Annotated in this window: 23 protein-coding genes; 14 read left to right on the forward strand and 9 right to left on the reverse strand. The window is 69.3% G+C overall.

From position 1 onward, the window contains the following. Positions 1–9: 9 nt before the first annotated feature. Genes BW981_RS14490 through BW981_RS14510 form a run of 5 tightly spaced genes read right to left on the reverse strand, consistent with a single transcriptional unit; the run spans position 10 to position 4,490 of the window. Complete coding sequence (locus BW981_RS14490) at positions 10–393, reverse strand: nitrile hydratase accessory protein (RefSeq protein WP_076440405.1); 384 nt, start codon at positions 391–393, stop codon at positions 10–12. Further along, positions 380–1,039, reverse strand: a complete 660-nt coding sequence (nthB, locus tag BW981_RS14495) for a nitrile hydratase subunit beta (RefSeq protein ID WP_076440407.1) — start codon at positions 1,037–1,039, stop codon at positions 380–382. Before nthB ends, BW981_RS14490 begins: the two co-directional genes overlap by 14 nt. Next, a complete protein-coding gene (gene nthA, locus BW981_RS14500) occupies positions 1,036–1,674 on the reverse strand; it encodes a nitrile hydratase subunit alpha (RefSeq protein ID WP_076440409.1) in 639 nt (212 codons plus the stop codon). The genes nthB and nthA overlap by 4 nt, the downstream gene beginning before the upstream one ends. A 24-nt stretch (positions 1,675–1,698) precedes the next feature. Next, positions 1,699–2,895 (reverse strand): amidase, encoded by a 1,197-nt coding sequence (locus BW981_RS14505; protein WP_076440411.1) that lies wholly within the window; start codon positions 2,893–2,895, stop codon positions 1,699–1,701. A 5-nt stretch (positions 2,896–2,900) separates the two neighbouring features. Beyond that, on the reverse strand, positions 2,901–4,490 hold the full coding sequence (locus BW981_RS14510) for a gamma-glutamyltransferase family protein (RefSeq protein WP_076440413.1): 1,590 nt from the start codon (positions 4,488–4,490) through the stop codon (positions 2,901–2,903). Between the two features lie 170 nt (positions 4,491–4,660). Here BW981_RS14510 and BW981_RS14515 point away from each other — a divergent pair, with 170 nt between their 5' ends. From BW981_RS14515 to BW981_RS14560, 11 genes are all read left to right on the forward strand, one after another. Continuing rightward, entirely contained in the window at positions 4,661–4,900 is a 240-nt protein-coding gene (locus BW981_RS14515) for a hypothetical protein (RefSeq protein ID WP_076440555.1), read from the forward strand. A gap of 176 nt (positions 4,901–5,076) precedes the next feature. Then, the gene (locus BW981_RS14520; protein ID WP_076440557.1) at positions 5,077–6,711 is read left to right on the forward strand and encodes an OpgD/OpgG family glucan biosynthesis protein; all 1,635 of its coding nucleotides are present in this window, start codon (positions 5,077–5,079) and stop codon (positions 6,709–6,711) included. A gap of 89 nt (positions 6,712–6,800) precedes the next feature. Continuing rightward, entirely contained in the window at positions 6,801–6,950 is a 150-nt protein-coding gene (locus BW981_RS23100; protein ID WP_175624138.1) for a hypothetical protein, read from the forward strand. A gap of 11 nt (positions 6,951–6,961) precedes the next feature. After that, the gene (aztA, locus tag BW981_RS14525) at positions 6,962–7,696 is read left to right on the forward strand and encodes a zinc ABC transporter ATP-binding protein AztA (protein ID WP_076440415.1); all 735 of its coding nucleotides are present in this window, start codon (positions 6,962–6,964) and stop codon (positions 7,694–7,696) included. 14 nt (positions 7,697–7,710) lie between these two features. Then, on the forward strand, positions 7,711–8,586 hold the full coding sequence (locus BW981_RS14530; RefSeq protein ID WP_076440417.1) for a metal ABC transporter permease: 876 nt from the start codon (positions 7,711–7,713) through the stop codon (positions 8,584–8,586). Positions 8,587–8,623: 37 nt separating this feature from the next. Then, on the forward strand, positions 8,624–9,568 hold the full coding sequence (locus BW981_RS14535) for a metal ABC transporter substrate-binding protein (protein ID WP_076440419.1): 945 nt from the start codon (positions 8,624–8,626) through the stop codon (positions 9,566–9,568). Positions 9,569–9,620: 52 nt separating this feature from the next. After that, positions 9,621–10,583 carry a CobW family GTP-binding protein gene (locus tag BW981_RS14540; RefSeq protein ID WP_076440421.1) on the forward strand — a complete coding sequence of 321 codons (963 nt, stop codon included), beginning with the start codon at positions 9,621–9,623 and terminating at the stop codon, positions 10,581–10,583. Positions 10,584–10,712: 129 nt separating this feature from the next. Further along, on the forward strand, positions 10,713–11,723 hold the full coding sequence (locus BW981_RS14545; protein WP_076440423.1) for a WD40 repeat domain-containing protein: 1,011 nt from the start codon (positions 10,713–10,715) through the stop codon (positions 11,721–11,723). A 7-nt stretch (positions 11,724–11,730) separates the two neighbouring features. Next, entirely contained in the window at positions 11,731–12,021 is a 291-nt protein-coding gene (locus BW981_RS14550) for a hypothetical protein (protein ID WP_076440425.1), read from the forward strand. Positions 12,022–12,137: 116 nt separating this feature from the next. Continuing rightward, positions 12,138–13,955 carry a glucan ABC transporter ATP-binding protein/ permease gene (locus tag BW981_RS14555; protein WP_076440427.1) on the forward strand — a complete coding sequence of 606 codons (1,818 nt, stop codon included), beginning with the start codon at positions 12,138–12,140 and terminating at the stop codon, positions 13,953–13,955. 149 nt (positions 13,956–14,104) lie between these two features. Beyond that, on the forward strand, positions 14,105–15,241 hold the full coding sequence (locus BW981_RS14560) for a calcium:cation antiporter (RefSeq protein ID WP_076440429.1): 1,137 nt from the start codon (positions 14,105–14,107) through the stop codon (positions 15,239–15,241). A 12-nt stretch (positions 15,242–15,253) separates the two neighbouring features. Here the strand turns inward: BW981_RS14560 and aroB are convergent, their stop codons facing one another. Together aroB and BW981_RS14570 are read right to left on the reverse strand one after the other, a co-directional pair. Next, complete coding sequence (gene aroB / locus BW981_RS14565) at positions 15,254–16,390, reverse strand: 3-dehydroquinate synthase (protein WP_076440431.1); 1,137 nt, start codon at positions 16,388–16,390, stop codon at positions 15,254–15,256. Then, positions 16,390–16,989: a shikimate kinase gene (locus BW981_RS14570; protein WP_076440433.1), complete on the reverse strand. Its 600-nt coding sequence runs from the start codon at positions 16,987–16,989 to the stop codon at positions 16,390–16,392. Before BW981_RS14570 ends, aroB begins: the two co-directional genes overlap by 1 nt. 160 nt (positions 16,990–17,149) lie before the next feature. Here BW981_RS14570 and BW981_RS14575 point away from each other — a divergent pair, with 160 nt between their 5' ends. Together BW981_RS14575 and BW981_RS14580 are read left to right on the forward strand one after the other, a co-directional pair. Then, complete coding sequence (locus tag BW981_RS14575; RefSeq protein WP_076440435.1) at positions 17,150–17,296, forward strand: histidine kinase; 147 nt, start codon at positions 17,150–17,152, stop codon at positions 17,294–17,296. After that, positions 17,293–18,222 (forward strand): site-specific tyrosine recombinase XerD, encoded by a 930-nt coding sequence (locus BW981_RS14580; protein ID WP_076440437.1) that lies wholly within the window; start codon positions 17,293–17,295, stop codon positions 18,220–18,222. The genes BW981_RS14575 and BW981_RS14580 overlap by 4 nt, the downstream gene beginning before the upstream one ends. 3 nt (positions 18,223–18,225) lie before the next feature. Here BW981_RS14580 and BW981_RS14585 read toward each other — a convergent pair whose 3' ends face one another. Continuing rightward, complete coding sequence (locus tag BW981_RS14585) at positions 18,226–18,924, reverse strand: carbonic anhydrase (protein ID WP_076440439.1); 699 nt, start codon at positions 18,922–18,924, stop codon at positions 18,226–18,228. Positions 18,925–18,956: 32 nt separating this feature from the next. Then, positions 18,957–19,289 (reverse strand): DUF167 family protein, encoded by a 333-nt coding sequence (locus BW981_RS14590; protein ID WP_076440559.1) that lies wholly within the window; start codon positions 19,287–19,289, stop codon positions 18,957–18,959. Between the two features lie 133 nt (positions 19,290–19,422). Here BW981_RS14590 and BW981_RS14595 point away from each other — a divergent pair, with 133 nt between their 5' ends. Beyond that, the gene (locus BW981_RS14595; protein ID WP_076440561.1) at positions 19,423–20,916 is read left to right on the forward strand and encodes an amidase; all 1,494 of its coding nucleotides are present in this window, start codon (positions 19,423–19,425) and stop codon (positions 20,914–20,916) included. Positions 20,917–20,974 lie beyond the last annotated feature (58 nt).

A 20,974-nucleotide genomic window follows, 5' to 3' on the forward strand; every position in this document is an offset into this window, starting at 1 on the left:
CATGACGCGCTAGCGCAGCGGGTCGTTCTCCAGCCGGATCGGCGTGCCGTGCGGCGTCGCCTCGGCGGCGCGGGCCCAGGAGGCGGCGAGCGCGTCGACGCCCTCATGCGAGGCGAGGCCCTTTTCGATCAGCAGATGCTCCAGCGCCTCGCACCAGCGCTCGTAATAGTCCGAGCCGTCGCGGCAGCCGCCGGCCGCCAGCGCCTCGCGGATTTCGGCGCCCAGCGCCTGCGCCCATTCCTCCGCCGTGAAGACGCCGCGGTTCTGCAGCGCGACGACCAGGGCGAAGGCCTGCGCCTGCCAGGGCTCGGCGAAGACCGGTCCGTCCGCGTCGCGCGGGATCGGCGTGCCGGCGGCGAGCGCCGCCGCGAGATCGGATTCAAGCCGGCTCAAGATAGCTCTCCCAGGCCTCGATGCTGACGGTCGATGTCGGGTCGCCGTCGCGGCCCCAGAGTTCCTTGCCGGTGAAGACCACGGTGTAGAGCCATTGCGCCTCGTCGTGATGGCCCTCGGCCGAGCTGTCCGGGAAGACATGGCAGCCGGTGACGTGCTCGATCGTGCCGAGCTTTCCGCGGGCATAGCGCGGCAGGCGGGTGTGGTGCTGCGGGTGCATGACGAGGGTCCGGACGGCATCGCCCACGGCGAAGCGGGCGGGCGCCTTCGCCTCGCGATCATAGGGGAAGCCGCGGCGCAGCACCGCCGGCACCTCCTGCCCCTTGAGCACGCGCTTGGGCTCGCGGCGCTCCGCTGCGGGCGTGCCGGAGAGAAGCTCGGCCGAGGTCAGGAAGCCGTGCTTCACCAGTGCCTTGTCCAGGGCGGCGAGCCAGATCTCGTAATAGGAGGAGGAGAGATACTGCGCCGGCGGCAGGCTCTCGCGGTGATGGCGGATCTCGTCGATGGTCCAGGCGCCCATGGCGCCTGCCGCGACATTGATCGCGAGCACGCGCTTTTCCCAGTCGGCGTGGAAAACCGGCTCGTTCGGCTCGGGCACGACCGGGCCGAAGCCCATCTGGCCGCCGAGATCGTGGGCGCTGTTCATCGTGCATCCTCCACGGCGTCCTCGATGCGCGGCAGCCCGGTGCCGATCATCGAATCGCGGCTGACAATGCTCGCCAGCTTCTCCTCGCTCCAGCCTTCCGTGCCGGCCGGGCGCATCGGGATGACGAGGAAACGCGTCTCGGCGGTGGAATCCCAGACGCGGATGCGCTGGCCCTCGGGCAGGCTCACGCCGAAATCGGCCAGGGTCCCGCGCGGGTCGATCACCGCCTTGGCCCGGTAGGGCGGGGATTTGTACCAGACCGGCGGCAGTCCCAGCACCGGCCAGGGATAGCAGGAGCACAGGGTGCAGACGATGAGGTTGTGCTCCTCCGGCGTGTTGAAGCAGGCGACGATGTGCTCGCCGCCGCGCCCGCCATAGCCCATCTCGGCCACGGCGGCGGTGCCGTCCGCCTTCAGCCGCTCGGCATAGGCCGGGTCGGTCCAGGCCCTGGCGACGATGCGGGCCCCGTTGCGCGGGCCGACCTTCGTCTCATAGGTCTCGACGATGGCGTCCAGCGCCGAGGGATCGACATAGCCCTTCTCGACCATCAGCGTCTCGAGCGCCTTCACGCGCGCCTCGATCGGCGTGTAGTGGTTGTCGTGCGTATGGTCGTGGTCGTGATGATGTCCGCTCATGGCGGCCTCCTCTCACCTTGTGATCTAGGCGATCCGCAGCCTCGTTGCGCGCTCATAGGCCAGCGCGAAGGCGATCAGCGACTTGTCCGAGCCCTTCGGGCCGAGCAGCGAGAGGCCGAGCGGCGCGCCGTCGCGCTGCGCGACGGGAATCGTCACCTGCGGGAAACCCGAGAGGCCGGAGAGGCAAAGCAGGCGCAGGGCCCGGTTGCGGAAATCCTCGAGCTCCGACTCCGGCGCGCTGACCAGCGGCGCGATGTCCGGCATGGTCGGCAGGATCAGCACGCCGTCCTGTCCGAGCAGCCGGGCGAGCCGGGCGCGGAAGGTCTTCCGGGTCGCCTCGCCCCTGGCATAGTCCTCGTCGGTCACCGCCTTGGAGAAGGCGAAGCGCTCGGCCACGCCCGGGCCGAGCGGCGGGGCGAAGCGCTCGATCATCGCTCCGTCCGCGGCCCAGGCCTCGCGGCCCTGGATCCAGCGGAAGGCCCAGTAGAGCGCCTCGCTGTCGCGCACCACCTTCACCACCTCGGGCTGGCCCAGGCCCGGCATGGCGCGCTGAACGACGTTGCGCAGGATCGTCTCGGCCTCCGGCACCGCCTGCGCGAAGAGATCGTCGGCCAGGAGGAGGCGCGGCTGCTCCGGCAGCTCGAGGCGGTCCTTGCCGAGCAGGACCTGGCCGACGCGGGCGAAGGTCTCGCCGTCACGGGCGAACCAGCCGGGCGTGTCGAGGCTTTCGGCCAGAGGCCAGGCGCGCTTCAGCGAGAGCCGGCCATGGGTCGGGCGGATGCCGAAGAGGCCGCCATAGCTCGCCGGCGCGCGCACCGAGCCGCCCGTGTCCGAGCCGAGCGCGATGTCGGCGAGGCGCCCCGCCACCGCCGCCATCGAGCCGCAGGAGGAGCCGCCGGTGATGCGGGCCGGCGCGGCCGGATTGATGGGCGAGCCGAAATGGGCGTTCTTGCCGTTGAGCGAGAAGGCGAGCTCGTCGGTATGCGTCTTGCCGACGAAGCGCGCCCCGGCTTCCAGCAGCGCCTTCACGACCGGGGCCGTCTTCGGCTTGATCCCGGATTGCGCCAGCACGATCGGCGAGCCTGCCCCGGTCGGGTAGCCCTTGACGTCGAACAGGTCCTTCACTGCCAGCGTCAGCCCGGCGAGCGGGCCGGCCGGCGCGTGCTTCACCGCGACGTCGGGATAAGGGACGAAGCAGCGGAACGGGTCGTCATAGGTCATGCGTGTCAGATCCCCCTCGAATCCCCGTCCGAACGCGGGTCATGGACCGCTTCGACATGGCCGCGCGGATGCTTCACCAGCATGCCGGCATGGCCGAAGCCCTCCGAATAGGCCTCGCTCGCTTCTTCCACGGGATGGCCGGCGGCGTCGAGCCGTTCCAGCAGCCCCGGGTCGAAGCGGTTCTCGACCTTCAGCGCCGTCGAGGCCGAGCCCCAAAGGCGGCCATAGAGCCAGCGCGGCGCGTCGACCGCCTCCGCGAGGTTCTGACCGAGACGGTAGCGGGTCAGGATCTGCGCCTGGAATTGCGGCTGGCCGTCGCCGCCCATCGAGCCATAGGCGAGGACGCGGCCGTCGCTGAAGCGCGCCAAAGCCGGGTTCAACGTGTGGAAGGGCTTGCGGCCGGGCTGGAGCGGGTTCACCGCCGCCGGATCGAGCGAGAAGGAGGTGCCGCGGTTCTGCCAGTGGATGCCGGTCGCCGGGAGCACGCAGCCGGAGCCGTATTCCCAGTAGATCGACTGGATATAGGACACCGCCAATCCCTTGGCGTCGATCGCGCCCATCCAGACGGTGTCGCCGTGGCTCTGCTTCACCGGCCAGGGCGCGGCGCGCCTGGCGTCGATCAGGGCCGCCTCGCGGGCAAGCGCCGTTTCGCTCAACAGCTCGGCCGGGGCGATATCGGCATGGGCCGGATCGGTGACGTGCCGGTCCCGCAGGCTGAGCGCGCGCTTGGTCGCCTCGATCAGCCCGTGGTGATGGCCGAACGAGTCCAGCGCAGCCGGCCCGAGCTTCTCGAACAGGCCGAGGATCAGCAGCGAGGCCAGCCCTTGCGTCGGCGGCGGCAGGTTGAAGGCGGTGAGGCCCGGCAGGGACAGGGAGAGGGGGGTGACGCTGCGGGCCTTGAAGCGCTGGAGGTCGCCGCGTGTCACCGGCGCCCCGATGCGCTCCAGATCGGCGGCGATCTCCCGGCCGACATCGCCGCGATAGAAATCGTCCAGCCCGGCATCGGCAAGATGCCGCAGCGTATCGGCCAAGGCGATGTTGTTGCGCCGCGTTCCGGGCTTGGGCGCCTCTCCCTCTGGCCAGAAGGCGGCAAGGAAGCCCGGCGCCGCCTTCAGCGCCGCCAGCTCGTTGGGCTGGTTGCGGCATTCGGATGCGGAGATGGCGTAGCCTTCGCGGGCATGGGCGATCGCGTCCAGCAGCAATTCCCGCAACGGCATCCGGCCGCCCAGCGCCCTGGCGAGTTCGCCCGCCAGCGCCCAGCCGGCGACCGCGCCGGCGACGGTCAGCGCTGCCTCCGGCCCTCGCGCCGGAATCGCGTCATAGCCCTGCCGGCGGTAGCGTTCGATGGTGGCGAGCGAGCCGGCGGGGCCGCAGGCCTCGATGCCGTGCATCTTTCCGCCCGGTTCGTGCACCAGCCAGAAGCCGTCGCCGCCGATGCCGTTCATATGCGGGTAGACGACGGCGATCGTCGCCGCCATCGCGACCATGGCCTCGGCGGCGTTGCCGCCCTCGGCCAGGATCGCCCGGCCGGCCTCCGAGGCGAGACGATGGGGCGCGGCAACCGCGGCCGAGCCGAAGACAGGCGTATCGAGCATCAGTTCCTTGCGATCTCCGAACAGCGCCCCATCTGGTCGAGGCCGATGGGCGGGGCCGCGATTTTGTTGCATGGCGCGGCCGGCTCCGCTAGTTGCGTCGGATGCATGGCGGCGCGCATCGGCGCCCGCAGGAGCGCTGCCGCCAGGGCGGCAGCCGGAGGAAGGACAGCATGGCCGGACGGCACACCAATTGGCGCAGCCTGACCATCGTGATCTCGCTCGGCATCCTGATCGCCGTCGAGCTCTTCGGCGTGGCGCTGGCCGCCGGCTGGGCGCTCGCCGGCCTGTTCGAGCTCGGCGCGCTGTTCGAATACGCGATGATGGCGCTCTTCTCGCTGTTTGCAGCCTACGGCATGGTCCATCTGATGCGCCGCGTGCTGAAGATCGAGCATCTGACCACGGTCGATTGAGGCGGCGCGCAGGCGTGCCATCGCGCGGCTCCGGCCGCGCGCTTCCTTTGTCATGCCCCATGCGCGGGCTGGTTTCGCCATGATCGGCTGCCTATCTGGGGACAGGCGCGCGGCGGCCCTTGCCGTTCCGGCAGCTCCGCGCGAGCCTTGAAGACGACACGCAAACCGGGATCGACATGCCAGACAGCGCCGGGCAGGACAGCCCCCGTCAGCCTCTTCTCGACCGCCGCACCCTGCTGGCCGGCGCCGGAGCGACCGCCACCCTTGCGGCGCTCGGCTTCTCCTCGCAGGCTCTCGCGCAGCAGGGGCTGAAGCTCGGCCAGGCGCAGGATTTCACCTTCGAGGCGTTGAAGGCGCGCGCCAGGCAGATGGCCGCCGTGCCCTATGAGGCGCCGCAATCGCCGAGCCCCGAGATCCTGCAGCGGATCGACTACGACGCCCACGGCAAGATCAGGTTCAAGCCGGAGATGGCGCTGTGGGCGAACGGGCCCTCGCCCTGGCCGGTGACCTTCTTCCATCTCGGACGCTATTTCCAGAAGCCGGTCCGGATGCATGTCGTGGAGGCCGGCAAGGCCCGCGAGATCGTCTATGACGACAGCTATTTCGAGATGCCGGCGGATTCCCCGGCCAAGGAGCTGCCGACCGGGGCGGGCTTCGCCGGCTTCCGCTTCCAGGAAAGCCGCACGGGCCATCCGGGCCGCAAGGGCGAGACGCTCGACTGGAAGAAGAACGACTGGGTCGCCTTCCTCGGCGCCTCCTATTTCCGGGCGATCGGCGAGCTCTACCAGTACGGGCTCTCGGCGCGCGGGCTCGCGATCGATCCGGCCGTGGCCGGAAAGCCGGAGGAATTTCCCGACTTCACCCATGTCTGGCTGGAGACGCCGGAAGCGGGCGCCGAATATGTCGTGGTCTATGCGCTGCTCTCGGGGCCGAGCGCGGCGGGCGCCTATCGCTTCCGCATGCATCGCGGCAAGGGTGTCACGATGGAGATCGAGACCGCGCTGCATCTGCGCAAGGACGTCGACCGGCTCTGCATCGCGCCGCTGACCTCGATGTACTGGTATTCCGAGACGGCGAAGGCGACCGCCGTCGACTGGCGGCCCGAGGTGCATGATTCCGACGGGCTCGCGCTCTGGACCGGGGCGGGCGAGCGCGCGTGGCGGCCGCTCAACAACCCGCCGCGGACCACGGCCTCCGCCTTCGGCGACGAGAACCCGCGCGGCTTCGGGCTGATGCAGCGCGACCGCAAGGTGGATCATTATCTCGACGGCGTGTTCTACGAGCGCCGGCCGAGCGCGTGGGTCGAGCCGGTCGGCTCCTGGGGCAAGGGCGCGGTCCAGCTGATCGAGATCCCGACCGACGACGAGATCCACGACAACATCGTGGCGATGTGGGTGCCGCACGAACCGGCCAAGGCCGGCAATGCCTATGAACTCGCCTACAAGCTCTTCTGGCTCGACGAAGAGCCCTATCCGACGAAGCTTGGCCGCGTCGTCGCGACGCGGCTCGGCAATGGCGGGCAGCCCGGAACCGTGCGTCCGCGCGGCGTGCGTAAATTCATGGTCGAGTTCCTTGGGCCTGCGCTGGAGACGATCCCCTTCGGCGTGAAGCCGGAGGTGGTTCTGTGGAGCTCGCGCGGCAGTTTCTCCTATGTCTTCGCCGAGGCGGTGCCCGATGATGTCGCAGGGCACTGGCGCGCCCAGTTCGACCTTTCGGTCGAGGGCGGCGATCCTGTCGAGATGCGCTGCTATCTCAAGGCCGGCGAGGCGGTCCTGACCGAAACCTGGATGTACCAGTACCACCCGCTCTGACGGCGACGTTCCGAGCTCGTTAAGCAGCGCTGTGGGTGGCCCGCGCATCGCGCTTGTGCGGGCCGGCCTGTAACATTATATCGTGGCACATGGCCCACGCGCACCAGCACGATCATGTCCATGCCGTTCCCGAGGCGCCGGGCTGGTCGCTGCTGCGGCTGTCGGCTGCGGCACGCGTCGGTTTGGCGGCCGTCGTCGTCGCGCTGGTGTGGGTCGCGACGCTTCTCGTGATCGGCTGAGGAGAACGGCCATGTCCGCCATTCGTCTCGCCGATCTGACGCTGGGCTACGACCGCCATCCGGCCGTCCACCATCTCTCCGGCACGATCGAGGAGGGCAGCCTCACCGCCATCGTGGGGCCGAACGGCGCCGGCAAATCGACCCTGCTCAAGGGCATCACCGGAACACTTGCGCCGCTGTCCGGCAGCATCGCCTTCAGCAAGGGCAAGCGCCTGGCCTATCTGCCGCAATCGGCCGATCTCGATCGTTCCTTCCCGATCCATGTCTATGACCTCGTGGCCATGGGGCTGTGGAACCGGGCCGGCATCTTCGGGCGCATCGGCGCCCCGGATGCGCACAGGATCGAGCATGCGATCGCGGCCGTGGGGCTGACCGGCTTCGAGCGGCGCCCGATCGGCACGCTCTCCGGCGGGCAGATGCAGCGGGCGCTGTTCGCGCGGCTCCTGCTGCAGGATGCCGAGATCATCCTGCTCGACGAGCCCTTCACCGCGATCGATGCCCGCACCACCGCCGATCTGCTGGCGCTGGTCCAGCGCTGGCATGGCGAGAGCCGCACCGTCGTCGCCGTGCTGCACGATATCGAGACCGTGCGGCGGGCCTTCCCGCGGACGCTGCTGCTGGCGCGCGAGGCTGTCGCCTGGGGCCGGACGGCGGAGGTGCTGACGCCGGAGAACCTGCTCGAGGCGCGGCGCATGGTCGAGGCCTTCGATCGCCAGGCCGAGCCCTGCCGCCGCGACGCGGCCTGAAAGAACAGCCGCCGATGCTGTACGATCTCTTCATCGGCCCCTTCGCCGAATTCGACTTCATGCGCCGCGCGCTCGTCGGCATCGTTGCGCTCGCGGTCGGCGGGGGGCCGATCGGCGTCTTCCTGATGCTGCGGCGGATGAGCCTGACCGGCGACGCGATGGCCCACGCCATCCTGCCCGGTGCTGCGCTGGGCTATCTCGTGGCGGGTTTCTCGCTGCCGGCGATGACCTTCGGCGGGCTCGCGGCCGGATTTGCCGTGGCGCTGCTGGCCGGCGCCGTGGCGCGGGCGACGGTGCTGAAGGAGGATGCCTCGCTCGCGGCCTTCTATCTGATCTCGCTGGCGCTCGGCGTCACCATTGTCTCGCTGCGGGGCTCGGCGATCGACCTCCTGCATGTCCTCTTCGGCAATGTGCTGGCGCTCGACGACGATGTGCTGATCCTGCTGGCGAGCGTCACCACGATCTCGCTGACGACGCTGGCGGCGCTCTATCGGCCGCTGGTGCTGGAATGCGTCGATCCGGGCTTCCTGCGTTCGGTCAGCCGCTCGGGCGGCGTCGTGCACCTGACCTTTCTCGCGCTGGTCGTGCTCAATCTCGTCGCCGGCTTCAACGCGCTCGGCACGCTGCTCGCCGTCGGCATGATGATGCTGCCCGCGGCCGCCGCGCGCTTCTGGACGGCCGACATCACCCGCCTGCTGCTCTTTGCCACCGGTTTCGGCATCCTCTCCGGCTATGCCGGCCTCGTCGTCTCCTATGCTGCGGGATCGAGCCTGCCGGCGGGGCCGGCCGTCATCCTGGCGGCGGGTGTCCTTTATATTTTCTCGCTCCTGTTCGGCTCGCAGGGCGGCCTTGCGCGCCGCGCCTTGATGCGGCCACATCTCCAGAGATAGAAACGTTATATCGTTTCATATTGGCTGGAGCCTCGTCATGATCAACCGCCGCGCCCTTGGCGCCTCCCTCGCCGCCGGGCTCGCGCTCGCCGCTTTGCCGGGCGTCGGCTTTGCGCAGGACAACGCCGCCCAGAAGCTGCCGGTGGTCGCGAGCTTCTCGATCCTGGCGGATTTCGTCCGGCAGGTCGGCGGGGACCGCGTCAGCGTCACGCCGCTGGTGGGCCCGAACGGCGATGCCCATGTCTATTCGCCGACGCCGGCCGATGCGAAGGCGATGGCGGGCGCCAGGCTCGTCGTCATCAACGGGCTGCATCTCGAGGGCTGGCTGCCCCGGCTGATCAAGTCGTCCGGCAGCAAGGCCACGGTCGCCACGGCGACCAAGGGCATCAAGCCGATCGAGTCGGCGGAGGAGGGGCACGACGCCAAGGGCGGCCACGACCACGGCCATGACGATCCGCATGCCTGGCAGAGCATCGCCAATGCCCGCATCTACATCGCCAATATCCGCGATGCTCTGGATGCCGCCGATCCGGCCGGCAAGGCGAGCTACGACGCCAATGCCGCGGCCTATCTCGCCAAGCTCGACGTGGTCGAAGGCGAGGTGAAGGCGGCGGTCGCGCGCATCCCGGCCGCCCGGCGCAAGGCCATCACCACCCATGACGCCTTCGGGTATTTCGTGAAGGCCTATGGCGTCGAGTTCATCGCGCCGCAGGGCGTCTCGACCGAATCGGAGGCCTCGGCCAGGGACGTCGCCCGCATCATCCGCCAGATCAAGGCGCAGAAGGTGCCGGCCGTCTTCCTCGAGAACGTCACCAATCCGCGCCTGATCGAGCAGATCGCCAAGGAGAGCGGCGCCAAAGTCGGCGGGACGCTCTACTCCGATGCCCTCTCCGACGCTTCGGGCCCGGCGGGGACTTACATCGACATGATGAAGCACAATATAAGCGAGATCGAGAAGGCGCTCGCCGCCGGCCCGGCCTGACAGCCAGGCCGTTCCGCGCCATCAGCCATCAGGTAGACCCCAAGGCAGACCCATGTCCGACAAGATTCCCGTCACGGTGCTCACCGGCTATCTGGGCGCCGGCAAGACCACGCTTCTGAACCGCATCCTCACCGAGGAGCACGGCAAGAAGTTCGCCGTCATCGTCAACGAGTTCGGCGAGGCGGGAATCGACGGGGACCTCGTCGTCGGAGCCGACGAGGAGGTCTTCGAGATGAACAACGGCTGCATCTGCTGCACCGTTCGCGGCGACCTGATCCGCATTCTCGACGGGCTGATGAAGCGCAAGGGCAAGTTCGACGCGATCATCGTCGAGACGACGGGGCTCGCCGACCCGGCCCCCGTCGCGCAGACCTTCTTCGTCGACCAGGATGTCGGAGACGCGACCCGCCTCGATGCGGTCGTCACCGTCACCGATGCGAAATGGCTGAAGGAGCGGCTCAAGGACGCGCCGGAGGCGAAGAACCAGATCGCCTTCGCCGACGTCATCATCCTGAACAAGACCGACCTCGTCTCGGCCGAGGAGCTGGCCGAGGTCGAGGCCGCGATCCGCGCCATCAACCCCTATGCCAAGCTGCAGAAGGCCCAGCGCTGCGACGTCGATATCCCGTCGCTGCTGGACCGCAACGCCTTCGATCTCGACCGCATCCTCGACATCGAGCCGGATTTCCTCGAATCCGGGCATCACCACCACCATTCCGATGATATCCGCTCGATCTCGCTGACGATCCCCGGCGAGGTCGACCCCGAGAAGTTCATGCCCTGGATCAACGATGTCGCGCAGCTCCAGGGGGCGAACATCCTGCGCTCCAAGGGCATCCTCGCCTTCAAGAACGAGCAGCGCCGCTTCGTCTTCCAGGGCGTGCACATGATCCTCGACGGCGATCTCCAGCGTGACTGGAAGCCCAGCGAGACGCGCCAGAGCCGGCTGGTCTTCATCGGCCGCGACCTCAACGAGAACGAGCTGCGCAAGGGTTTCGAAGCCTGCGCGGCGTAAGTCCTCCTCGTCATGCTCGGGCTTGACCCGAGCATCTCCTGCCGGAGATTCCCGGGTGTTCGCTTCGCTGCGTCCGAGAATGACGGCGAGGACGTTCCCTCGCCTCCCAAGCTGCGCTAGACCCCCCGCATGAACACCGCACCCGCTTCCTCCGTCTCGCTGCGCGAGCATGTCGTCCCGATCGAAGCCGGGGCGCATGTCGTTGCCGTCCGCTGGCTGAAGCAGGGGCTCGCCTTCGCGCTCGCCGAGGGCCAGGTGCTGCGCTGGCGCGACGGCGCCACGGACACGGTCGAGGCGCATGGCGGCGGCATCCTCTGCGCCACCGGCGACGCCGAGCGCCTGATCACCGGCGGCGATGACGGCCGCGTCGTCGTCACCCGGATGGAAGGCGCGCCGGAGGAACTGGCCAAGGATCCGAAGCGCCGCTGGATCGACGCGATCACCTTGTCGCCGTCCGGCAACCTCGCCTGGAACAGCGGCAAGAGCGTGCAGGCCCGCGACGAGAAGGGCCGCGTGCGCACGCTGGAGACGGCGAGCACGCCTCAGGGCCTCGTCTTCGCGCCGAAGGGCTATCGGCTCGCCATCGCCCAGATGAACGGCGTTTCGCTCTGGTATCCGAACACGGAGGCCACGCCCGAATTCCTGGAGTGGAAGGGCTCGCATCTCGACGCGGCCTGGTCCCCGGACGGGCGCTTCGTCGTCACCTCGATGCAGGAAAACGCCCTGCATGGCTGGAAGCTCGGCGACAAGGCCGGCCATATGCGGATGACCGGCTATCCGGCCAAGCCGCGCTCCCTGTCATGGTCGCATGACGGGCTGTGGCTGGCCTCCAGCGGGGCGGACGGCGCCATCGTCTGGCCGTTCCAGGGGGACGGCCCGCAGGGCAAGGCGCCGCGCGAATGCGGCGTGCGCCATGCCCGCGTCACCCGCGTCGCCTTCCATCCGGGCGCCCTGGTGCTGGCGATCGGCTACGATGACGGCTGCATCCTGCTGGTGCGGCTGACGGACGGCTCGGAGCTGCTGGTGCGGCCGGCGCAGCGCGGCAGCGGCATCACCGCCTTCGCCTGGGACAAGGGCGGCAAGCGCCTCGCCTTCGGGGCCGAGGACGGCGCGGCCGGCGTGCTGACGCTGCCGGCCTGATCGCGCGATGCGCCTCGGGCTCTTCGGCAGGAACGGGGCGCGCCCGGACGACGAGGCGAGGATCGCGGCCAAGGCCGCGGCCGAAAGGCTCAAGGCCGGTATCCGCCGGCTGCTCGACCTGCCGGAGCAGGCGAGCGTCGCGGTCAACGAGATCATCTGCGCCGATCCGGCCTGCCCCGGAGCTGAGACCGTGATCCTGCTGATGCGGCCGGGCCAGAAGACGCAGGCCCTGAAGCTTCCGATGGCGATGGCGGAGGTGACGGAAGCAGCGCTGATCGCATGCCTCGACGGGAACTGACGTCCCTCGGTGGCTTCGGGCCCTTTCGCGTGCCGCCCCGCATCGGCGCCGCCCTCGAGGGACACGCCAGCCTGGCGGCTTGCAGGGCGCCCTCGTTCCGCTAAAGCTGTGGCTCGATGTCGCTGCTCTCGCTCTACACCCGCGTCCTGTCAGAACTCGGCCCGGAGCGGCGGCTGGGCGCGATCCTGGCGCTCGCCAATATCCTCCTCGCGGGCGTCGCCTTCGCCGAGCCGATGCTGTTCGGCGCGCTGATCGACCGGCTGACGGGCATCCAGTCCTCGGGAGGGCGGCTGACCTGGGACGCCATCCAGTTCCTGATCCTCGCCTGGGTCGCTTTCGGCCTCGCCAATATCGGTCTCGGCGTCTTCGTGGCGCTGCAGGCGGACAAGCTTGCCCACCGCAGCCGGCTGGGCGTGATGGCGCGCTATTTCGAGCATGCGCTGACGCTCCCGCTCGCCTATCACACCCAGACCCATTCCGGCCGCGTGCTCAAGGTGATGCTCGACGGCACCAATGCGATGTGGGGGCTGTGGCTCTCCTTCTTTCGGGAGCACTGCGCCTCGATCGTCGCGCTCTTCGTGCTGCTGCCCTTCACGCTGTGGAAGAACTGGCAGCTCGGCCTGCTGCTGATCGGCCTCGTTGCGCTGTTCGGCTCGCTCACCGCCTTCGTGCTGCGCAAGACCGATCGGCTGCAGCGCCATGTCGAGACCTATCACTCGAACCTTGCCGAGCGCGCCTCCGATGCGCTGGGCAACGTGCCCGTCATCCAGAGCTTCACCCGCGTCGAGGCGGAGGTGAGGGGCCTGCGCTCGACCATGGAAAGCCTGCTCGCCGCGCAGATGCCGGTGCTCTCCTGGTGGGCGATGGCGACGGTGGCGACGCGGGCCTCCGCGACGCTGACCGTGCTGTGCATCTTCGTCGTCGGCACCTGGCTCCTGATGCACGGCCAGACCACCGTGGGCGAGATCGTCACCTTCATGGGCTTCGCCACCATGCTGGTGGGGCGGCTGGAGCAGATCGTCTCCTTCGTGAACTTCATCTTCATGCAGGCGCCGAAGATGCGGGAATTCTTCGAGGTGCTCGACACGCTGCCCAGCGTGCGCGACCCCGCGGGAGCTCGCGACGCCGGCCGCCTCGAAGGCGCGGTCGCCTTCGAGGATGTCTCCTTCTCCTATGACGGCAAGCGTTCCGCAGTGCGCGACGTCTCCTTTTCCGTGCGGCCGGGCGAGACCATCGCGGTCGTGGGCTCGACGGGCTCGGGCAAGTCGACGACGCTGGGGCTGCTGCATCGCGCCTTCGACCCGCAATCGGGCCGGATCACCGTCGACGGGACGGATATCCGCGACATCTCGCTGATCTCGCTGAGGCGCAATATCGGCGTCGTCTTCCAGGAGCCGATGCTGTTCGCCCGCTCGATCCGGGAGAATCTCGCCGTCGGCAAGCCCGAGGCGACCGATGCCGAGATGATGGAGGCGCTCGACCGGGCGCAGGCGAGCGAGGTGATGGCGCGCCAGCCCGACGGGCTCGATACCCTTGTCGGCGAGCGCGGCCGCACCCTGTCCGGCGGGGAACGCCAGCGCCTGTCGATTGCGCGCGCGCTGTTGAAGAACCCGCCGATCCTGATCCTGGACGAGGCGACCTCGGCGCTCGACGCCGCGACCGAGGTCAAGCTGCAGAAGGCGCTGGAGGAGGTCATGAAGGGCCGCACCACCTTCGTCATCGCCCACCGCCTCGCCACCATCCGCAATGCCGACCGCATCCTCGTCTTCGAGCAGGGGCGGGTCGAGGAAATGGGCTCGTTCGACGAGCTGGTCGCCAGAGGCGGGCGCTTCGCGGCGCTAGCGCGCGCGCAATATCTCGTTACGGACAAGGTCGCTGCAGCCGGGGGCGAGCCGGGCCCAAGCCCGCTCGCGGCGAAGATCTCGCGCGACTGAGCGACGGCCCGGCCGGTTCGTCCAGAGCCGCGGCGTGGCGCGAACAAACGACACCCAGATGTGTTACGTGGAAGAGTGCTGCCTTTCGGGGCCGGCTTTCGCATGCCTGTTTCACACCACCTGATGTCCGGGACCTGCTCTTGAGCACGATGATCCTCCGCCTCGCCTGTGCCTGGGCGACGGTTGCCGCCTTCCTGCTGTTCGGCGACGGGCTCCTGGCCCAGCTGGGCGCGCCGCTCGCTTCCGCGCTGATCTTCGCCTGGCTGCTCGGCATCATCATCTGGGCGGCGTTCGGCGTGGTGCACGAGGCCGAGATCCTGGCCGAACGGCTCGGCGAGCCCTACGGCACGCTGATCCTGACGCTGTCGATCGTGATCATCGAGGTCGCGCTGATCTCCGCCGTGATGCTCGGCGCCAAGGGCGCGCCGACGCTGGGGCGCGACACCATGTTCGCGGTGCTGATGATCGTGCTCAACGGCGTCGTCGGCATCGGCCTGATCGTCGGCGGCCGGCGCCATTTCGCCCAGAGCTACAATCTGAAAGGCGCGTCGTCCTATCTCGCCGTCATCATCCCGCTGACGGTGATCCCGCTGGTGCTGCCGAACTTCACCACCTCGACCGGCAACGGCACGCTGACCACGCTGCAATCGGTTTCCTTCTCCCTCTTCACCCTCGCGCTCTACGGCGCCTTCCTGGTGCTCCAGACCGGGCGCCACCGTTCCTTCTTCCTGGAGCCGACGCGCGAGCAGGCGCCCCCGGTGCGCACGCCGCCTGCCGGAACCGGTGACAGGAAGGTCGAGCTGGGCCCGCTCGCGGGCGAAGGCCATGGCGGCGGCGCAACCCTGACGCATGTGCTGCTGCTGCTCGCGAACATCCTGCCGATCGTCATCCTGTCGAAGAGCCTGGCAGCGGTGCTCGATTTCGGCATCATCAAGCTCGGCGCGCCGGTGGCGCTCGGCGGCATCCTGATCGCGATGGTGGTGTTCACGCCGGAATGCATCGCGGCCCTGCGCGCGATCAGCGCCAACCAGCTGCAGCGCGCGATCAATCTCTGCCTGGGTGCCGCCGCCTCGACGCTGGGGCTGACCGTGCCCGCCGTGCTGGCGATCGGCCTGTTCACCGGCCAGGAGGTCGTGCTCGGCCTGTCCGAGGCCAACATGATCATCCTGGCGATGACGCTGCTGCTGAGCACGCTGACCTTCACCGGCACGCGCACGACGATGCTCGAAGGCGCCGTGCATCTGAGCGTGTTCTTCGTGTTCGTGGTGCTGGTGTTCAGCCCTTGAGAAGGCCGAGGCTCAGCCCGCCAACTCGTCGGCGATGAAGCCCCGGACGTCGTCCGCCGGGATGCCCGGCGCGATGAAGCTGCGGCCGATGCCGCGGGCGAGGATGAAGGTCAGCGCGCCGCGCTTGACCTTCTTGTCCTGGGCCATGGCCGCGACGATGTCCTCGGCGCTGCCGGCGCCGCCCGGCACCTGCTGCAGGCGGCTCGGCAGGCCGATATTGTCGAGATGGCGCGAGACGCGGATGGCATCCTGCCCCGGGCAGAGCCCCAGCCGCTGCGAGAAGCGGAAGGCGAGGGCGAGCCCGATGGCGACGGCCTCGCCATGGACGAGACGGCTGGAATCATACGCCGTCAGCCGCTCCAGCGCATGCGCGAAGGTGTGGCCGAGATTGAGCAAGGCGCGGTCGCCCTCCTCGCGCTCGTCGCGGGCGACGATGGCCGCCTTGGCGCGGCAGGAGACGGCGACCGCCTGGTCGCGCTCGGGGCCTCCGGCGATGACGCGGCTCCAGTTGACCTCGCACCAGTCGAAGAAGGCGGGGTCGTCGATCAGCCCGTATTTCACCACCTCGGCATAGCCGGCCTTGAACTCGCGCTGGCTCAGCGTGTCGAGCAAAGCGGTGTCGGCGACGACCAGCGCGGGCTGGTGGAAGGCACCGATCAGGTTCTTGCCATGGCTCGAGTTGATGCCGGTCTTGCCGCCGACCGAGGAATCGACCTGGGCCAGCAGCGTGGTCGGGATCTGGACGAAGCGGACGCCGCGCCGCAGCACCGCCGCCGCAAAGCCCGCGAGGTCGCCGACCACGCCGCCGCCGAAGGCGATGACGAGGTCGTTGCGCTCGATCTTCGCATCGAGCAGCGCGTCGCAGACGGCGGCGAAGCGGGCATAGGATTTCGAGGCCTCGCCGGGCGGGATGGTGATCCGGGTCGTGCCGATGCCGGCCCGGGCGAGGCTGGCCTCGAGCGCGTCCGCATGCAGGCGCGCGACGGTCTCGTCCGTGACGAGGGCGGCGCGGGCGCCCGGCGCCAGCGCGGCGATCAGGGCGGCGGCTTCCGCGAGCTGGTCGCGGCCGATATGGATGTCGTAGGCGCGGCCCTCGAGCGCGACCGGCACCACGGTACGGGCCGCCGGAGTGGAGGGGGCAAGGATCATCAGGCTGAAACTCCGCGCGTTGCCGCCTCGGCGAGATGGCGCTCCAGCGCCGCGACGATGTCGTCGACGACGGCCTCGTGGGGCACGTCCCGCGACTGGATGGTGATGTCGGCGAGCGCATAGACCGGCTCGCGCTGGGCGAGCATGGACCGCAGTGTCGCCTCGGGATCGGCCGTCTGGAGCAGCGGCCGGTTCGAGCGCTTGCGCACCCGGCGCATCAGCACGTCGGGCTCGGCCTTGAGCCAGATCGAGATGGCGAGCTCCTTCACCCGCTGGCGCGTTTCCGTGTTCATGAAAGCGCCGCCCCCGGTCGCCAGCACCAGCGCCGGCTGCGTCGCCAGGATGCGGGAGATGACACGGCGCTCGCCGTCGCGGAATTCGGCCTCGCCGCGCTGGGCGAAGATCTCCGGAATCGACATGCCGGCCGCGGTCTCGATCTCCGTATCGGCGTCGACGAAGCTCAGCCCGAGGCGGTTCGCGAGCCGGCGGCCGACGGAGCTCTTGCCCGAACCCATCATGCCGACGAGCACGAGCGCGCGCTGGCCGAGCGCGCCGCGCAAATCGGCGGTCTGGGGGAGTGGGAGAGCGGCGGTCGTCATCTCGTCATGTCGCGTTTGCCGGCGATGTAGCACGGGCCTGCCCTGTCGTCATGCTTTCGTCACGGGCTCGATCGAGCCGAGCTGTGGCGCCTGCGCCCTTGCTTCGCCCGGCCGGCACCCGGATAAGAGGTGGTCTCCGGGATTGGGGTCTTCGCCAGACGTGCCGACGCTGCTGCGCTTCCTGTTTGTCATCGCGGTCATCGCGGGACTGGTCCTTGCCGGCATGCTCGCGCTCGTCGCCTTCGTGAAGCCGGAGCAGCGCGAGATGGTCGAGATCGTGCCGCCGGCGAAGCTGCAGCCGAAATGAGCCGCGTTCCGCGGCAAAGGCTGAACGCGTTCCTCGACATGCTGGCGGCCGAGCGCGGCGCCGCGCGCAACACGCTCGACGCCTATGAGCGCGACATCGAGGATTACCTCGGCTTCATTGCGGGGATGTCGCTGGATGCCGTCACCGCCGGCACCATCCGCGACTGGCTCGCCGATGTCGCGGCGCGCGGATTGAAGGCCTCCTCGGCGGCGCGGCGGCTCTCCGCCGTCCGGCAGTTCCATCGCTTCCTCTATACGGAAGGGCTCTGCCCGAACGACCCTGCCGCGGCGATCGAGGGGCCGCGCCAGGGCCGGCCGCTGCCGAAGGTGGTGTCGGTCGACCATGTCGACCGCCTGCTGGCTGCGGCGCGCGAGGCCTGCGAGCGCGAGGGGGCGACCCCGCCGGCGCGGCTCAAGGCGTTGCGCATGCGCTGCCTGGTCGAAATGCTCTATGCGACCGGCCTTCGCGTCTCCGAGCTGATCGCGCTGCCGATTTCGGCGGCGACGACGCGCGAGCGCTTCCTGATCGTGCGCGGCAAGGGCGACAAGGAGCGACTGGTGCCGTTGAACGAGGCGGCGCGGGCTGCGGCGCGGGGCTGGCTCGCGGCGCTTCGCGAAGCCGGGCAGGAGCAGGGGCGCTGGCTCTTTCCCTCCGACGGCGTGAGCGGGCATCTGACGCGGCAGGCCTTCGCGCGCGACCTCAAGGCCCTGGGCGGCGCGGCCGGGCTATCGGCCGCATCCCTCAGCCCGCATGTGCTGCGCCATGCCTTCGCCAGCCATCTGCTGCAGAACGGCGCCGATCTTCGGGTCGTGCAGGAACTGCTCGGCCATGCCGATATCGCGACGACGCAGATCTACACCCATGTCCTCGACGAGCGGCTGAAGAGCATGGTGAGGGATCTCCACCCGCTCGCGGATGGAGAGTGACGCTCAGCCCTCGACGCAGCGGATCTGCTGGACGCGCTTGGGCATCTCGCCGACGGCGGGGATGAACTGTCCGGTCGCCGGGTCGAGGATCATCAAGACGCCGGTATGGACCGCGAAGAAGGCGCCGTGGAGCTGCAGGCGGCCCTTCTCCTCGAGGATTTTCACGCAGGGGAAGGTGCGCAGGTTCTCGATCGACTGCTGGATCGAGGCGAGTTCCAGCCGCGCCAGGTAATCCTCGAAGCTCTCGTTGCGGCCGCGCCCGCCGGTGCGCTGGGCGGCGGGGCCGATCAGGGTGATCCATTTGCCGATGAAGTCGCCGGGCGAGAGCGCCGCCTGGCTGTCATCGGCGAAGGCGCGGATGCCGCCGCAGCGACCATGGCCCAGCACGACGATGTGCTCGACCCTGAGGGCCTGCACCGCATATTCGAGCGCCGCCGAGGTGCCGTGGAGCTGGTCGTCCGGCTGGTAGGGCGGGACGAGGTTGGCGATGTTGCGGGCGACGAACATCTCGCCGGGCCGGGCATCGAAGATCACCTCCGGCGAGACGCGCGAATCGCAGCACCCGATCAGCATGATCTTCGGGGTCTGGCCGTTCTCGCCGAGTTCCTCGTAACGGCCCTTCTCGCGGACGAATCGATCGTCGAGGAAGGAGCGGTAACCTTCCGTCAGGCGCCTGGGAAAATGCTGCGCATCGTTGTCCATGCCGCTTCTGGAACAGGAAATGCCCGAATTCGTCAAGCGCGTGGGAGTTGAAGAGCCACCAACCTTGGGGCGAGATCGGCGCTCTGCCCTTCCACGGCGACGGTCTTCAGCCGGGCGGTGGCGCCGCCCGCGATGGAGATGCGCGACCGCGGCAGGTCCAGCACCCCGGCCAGGAGCCGGATCAGAGCCGCATTCGCCTCGCCTTCCGTCGGCGCGGCGCGCACGCGGGCCTTCAGCACGCAGCGTCCATCGGACAGGGTTTCGCTCCCGTCGAGCGCATCGCGGCCGCCGCGCGGCGTCAGCCTGACGGCGATCTGCACGCCATCGCGCGTCTCGCGCCAGAAGGACGCCGGCTGCGTCGTCATCGCGCCATGCCGCAGCGGTGGTCCGCCATGCATCGATCTTTCATGGACATGGTGCCTGCCTTTTTCCTAGGCTGCCCTTCGGCCGACCCGGCATAGCGTTTGCCGGGGCGCGGACGCAATGGAGACCGATGCCTTGACCGAACCCTGCGATCTCACCGCCACGGCCGCCCGCGCCCTGATCGGCACGAAGAAACTCTCGGCCCGCGAGCTGCTCGAGAGCTGCATCCGCCGGATGGACGCGGTCGACCCGGCGGTCAATGCCATGGTCGCGCGCGACGACGAGGCGGCCCGCAAGGCCGCCGGCGCCGCGGACGAGGCCACGATGCGCGGCGAGACGCTCGGGGCGCTCCACGGCCTGCCGGTCGGCGTCAAGGATCTGGAGAACGTCGCCGGCCTACGCACCACCTATGGCAGCCCGCTCTATCGCGATTTCGTCCCCAAGGAAGACCAGCTGATCGTCGCCTCGGTGCGCAAGGCCGGCGCGATCATCGCCGGCAAGACCAACACGCCCGAATGGGGCGCCGGCGCCAACACCCGCAACGCCGTCTACGGCGTGACCGGCAATCCCTTCGACCCGACGAAGAGCGCGGCCGGCTCCTCCGGCGGCTCGGGCGTCGTGCTGGCGACCAACATGGTGCCGCTCGCCACCGGCTCCGACACCGGCGGCTCGCTGCGCAATCCGGCCGCCTTCAACGGCATCGTCGGCTTCCGTCCGAGCCCGGGCCTGGTGCCGAGCGACAAGCGCGCCTTGGGCTGGTATCCGCTCCCGGTGCTGGGGCCGATGGCGCGCAATGTGCCGGACCTGTGCCTGCTGCTCTCGACGATGGTCGGGGACGATGCCGCCGACCCGCTGGCGACGACGATCCATGGCAAGACCGTCCGCCGGGCCGAGGATTTCGCCAGGCCGGAGGCAATCGACCTCGCCTCGCTCAAGGTTGCGGTGACGCCCGATTTCGGCTTCGCCCCGACCGAGAAGCTCGTCCGCGAGACCTTTGCCGAGAAGATCGGCGCCTTTTCCCATCTCTTCCATGCCGCCGAGGAGGCGACGCCGGACTGCAGCGGCACGGACGAGGTCTTCGAGATCCTGCGCGCGGTCGGCTTCCTCGCAGGCCATCTCGACAAGGTGCGCGACACGCCCGACCAGGTCGGCCCGAATGTGCGCGCCAATGTCGAGGAGGGGCTGGGCTATTCCGCCCTCGATGTCACGCGGGCGATGAAGGAGCAGACCGCGATCTACCAGCGCTGGCAGCACTTCTTCGACAGCTACGACGTGATCCTCGCGCCGGCGATCACGCTGAGCCCGCGGCCCTGGACGGAGCTCTTCCCCTCCGAGATCGACGGCCAGCCGACGCGGACCTATTTCCACTGGCTCGCCATGGCCTATGCGGTGACGATCGTCGGCCATCCGGCCATCTCGCTGCCGGTCGGGCTCGACCGCAAGGGCATGCCCTTCGGCCTGCAGATCGTCGGGCCGCGCGGCGGCGATGCCAAGGTCCTCGCAGTGGCGGCGGCGCTGGAAGCCGCGCTCGCCGGCGATCCGCTGACGGCGCGCCCGGTGCCCGACATCGCCGGGCTGATGAAAGCCCGCCCGATCAGCGAAAGCCCGAACTTCCTCGGCTTCGACTGAACGGGCGCGACATCGACCAGGGCCGGCCCATTCAGGGCCGGTCTTCAACCATAACGGG

The organism is Allobosea sp. TND4EK4 (genome assembly GCF_900156025.1).
Taxonomy (GTDB): domain Bacteria; phylum Pseudomonadota; class Alphaproteobacteria; order Rhizobiales; family Beijerinckiaceae; genus Allobosea.

What these genes read in the sequence shown, in the direction of transcription:
- BW981_RS14590 (WP_076440559.1), bottom strand. Translation starts at nt 19,289, where the DNA reads ATGACGACGCAGCCGGCGTCCTTCTGGCGCGAGACGCGCGATGGCGTG.
- BW981_RS14580 (WP_076440437.1), top strand. Translation starts at nt 17,293, where the DNA reads ATGAGCCGCGTTCCGCGGCAAAGGCTGAACGCGTTCCTCGACATGCTG.
- BW981_RS14550 (WP_076440425.1), top strand. Translation starts at nt 11,731, where the DNA reads ATGCGCCTCGGGCTCTTCGGCAGGAACGGGGCGCGCCCGGACGACGAG.
- BW981_RS14505 (WP_076440411.1), bottom strand. Translation starts at nt 2,895, where the DNA reads ATGACCTATGACGACCCGTTCCGCTGCTTCGTCCCTTATCCCGACGTC.
- BW981_RS23100 (WP_175624138.1), top strand. Translation starts at nt 6,801, where the DNA reads ATGGCCCACGCGCACCAGCACGATCATGTCCATGCCGTTCCCGAGGCG.
- aztA (WP_076440415.1), top strand. Translation starts at nt 6,962, where the DNA reads ATGTCCGCCATTCGTCTCGCCGATCTGACGCTGGGCTACGACCGCCAT.
- BW981_RS14545 (WP_076440423.1), top strand. Translation starts at nt 10,713, where the DNA reads ATGAACACCGCACCCGCTTCCTCCGTCTCGCTGCGCGAGCATGTCGTC.
- aroB (WP_076440431.1), bottom strand. Translation starts at nt 16,390, where the DNA reads ATGATCCTTGCCCCCTCCACTCCGGCGGCCCGTACCGTGGTGCCGGTC.
- BW981_RS14560 (WP_076440429.1), top strand. Translation starts at nt 14,105, where the DNA reads ATGATCCTCCGCCTCGCCTGTGCCTGGGCGACGGTTGCCGCCTTCCTG.
- nthB (WP_076440407.1), bottom strand. Translation starts at nt 1,039, where the DNA reads ATGAACAGCGCCCACGATCTCGGCGGCCAGATGGGCTTCGGCCCGGTC.
- BW981_RS14530 (WP_076440417.1), top strand. Translation starts at nt 7,711, where the DNA reads ATGCTGTACGATCTCTTCATCGGCCCCTTCGCCGAATTCGACTTCATG.
- BW981_RS14520 (WP_076440557.1), top strand. Translation starts at nt 5,077, where the DNA reads ATGCCAGACAGCGCCGGGCAGGACAGCCCCCGTCAGCCTCTTCTCGAC.
- BW981_RS14555 (WP_076440427.1), top strand. Translation starts at nt 12,138, where the DNA reads ATGTCGCTGCTCTCGCTCTACACCCGCGTCCTGTCAGAACTCGGCCCG.
- nthA (WP_076440409.1), bottom strand. Translation starts at nt 1,674, where the DNA reads ATGAGCGGACATCATCACGACCACGACCATACGCACGACAACCACTAC.
- BW981_RS14510 (WP_076440413.1), bottom strand. Translation starts at nt 4,490, where the DNA reads ATGCTCGATACGCCTGTCTTCGGCTCGGCCGCGGTTGCCGCGCCCCAT.
- BW981_RS14515 (WP_076440555.1), top strand. Translation starts at nt 4,661, where the DNA reads ATGGCCGGACGGCACACCAATTGGCGCAGCCTGACCATCGTGATCTCG.
- BW981_RS14570 (WP_076440433.1), bottom strand. Translation starts at nt 16,989, where the DNA reads ATGACGACCGCCGCTCTCCCACTCCCCCAGACCGCCGATTTGCGCGGC.
- BW981_RS14540 (WP_076440421.1), top strand. Translation starts at nt 9,621, where the DNA reads ATGTCCGACAAGATTCCCGTCACGGTGCTCACCGGCTATCTGGGCGCC.
- BW981_RS14535 (WP_076440419.1), top strand. Translation starts at nt 8,624, where the DNA reads ATGATCAACCGCCGCGCCCTTGGCGCCTCCCTCGCCGCCGGGCTCGCG.
- BW981_RS14585 (WP_076440439.1), bottom strand. Translation starts at nt 18,924, where the DNA reads ATGGACAACGATGCGCAGCATTTTCCCAGGCGCCTGACGGAAGGTTAC.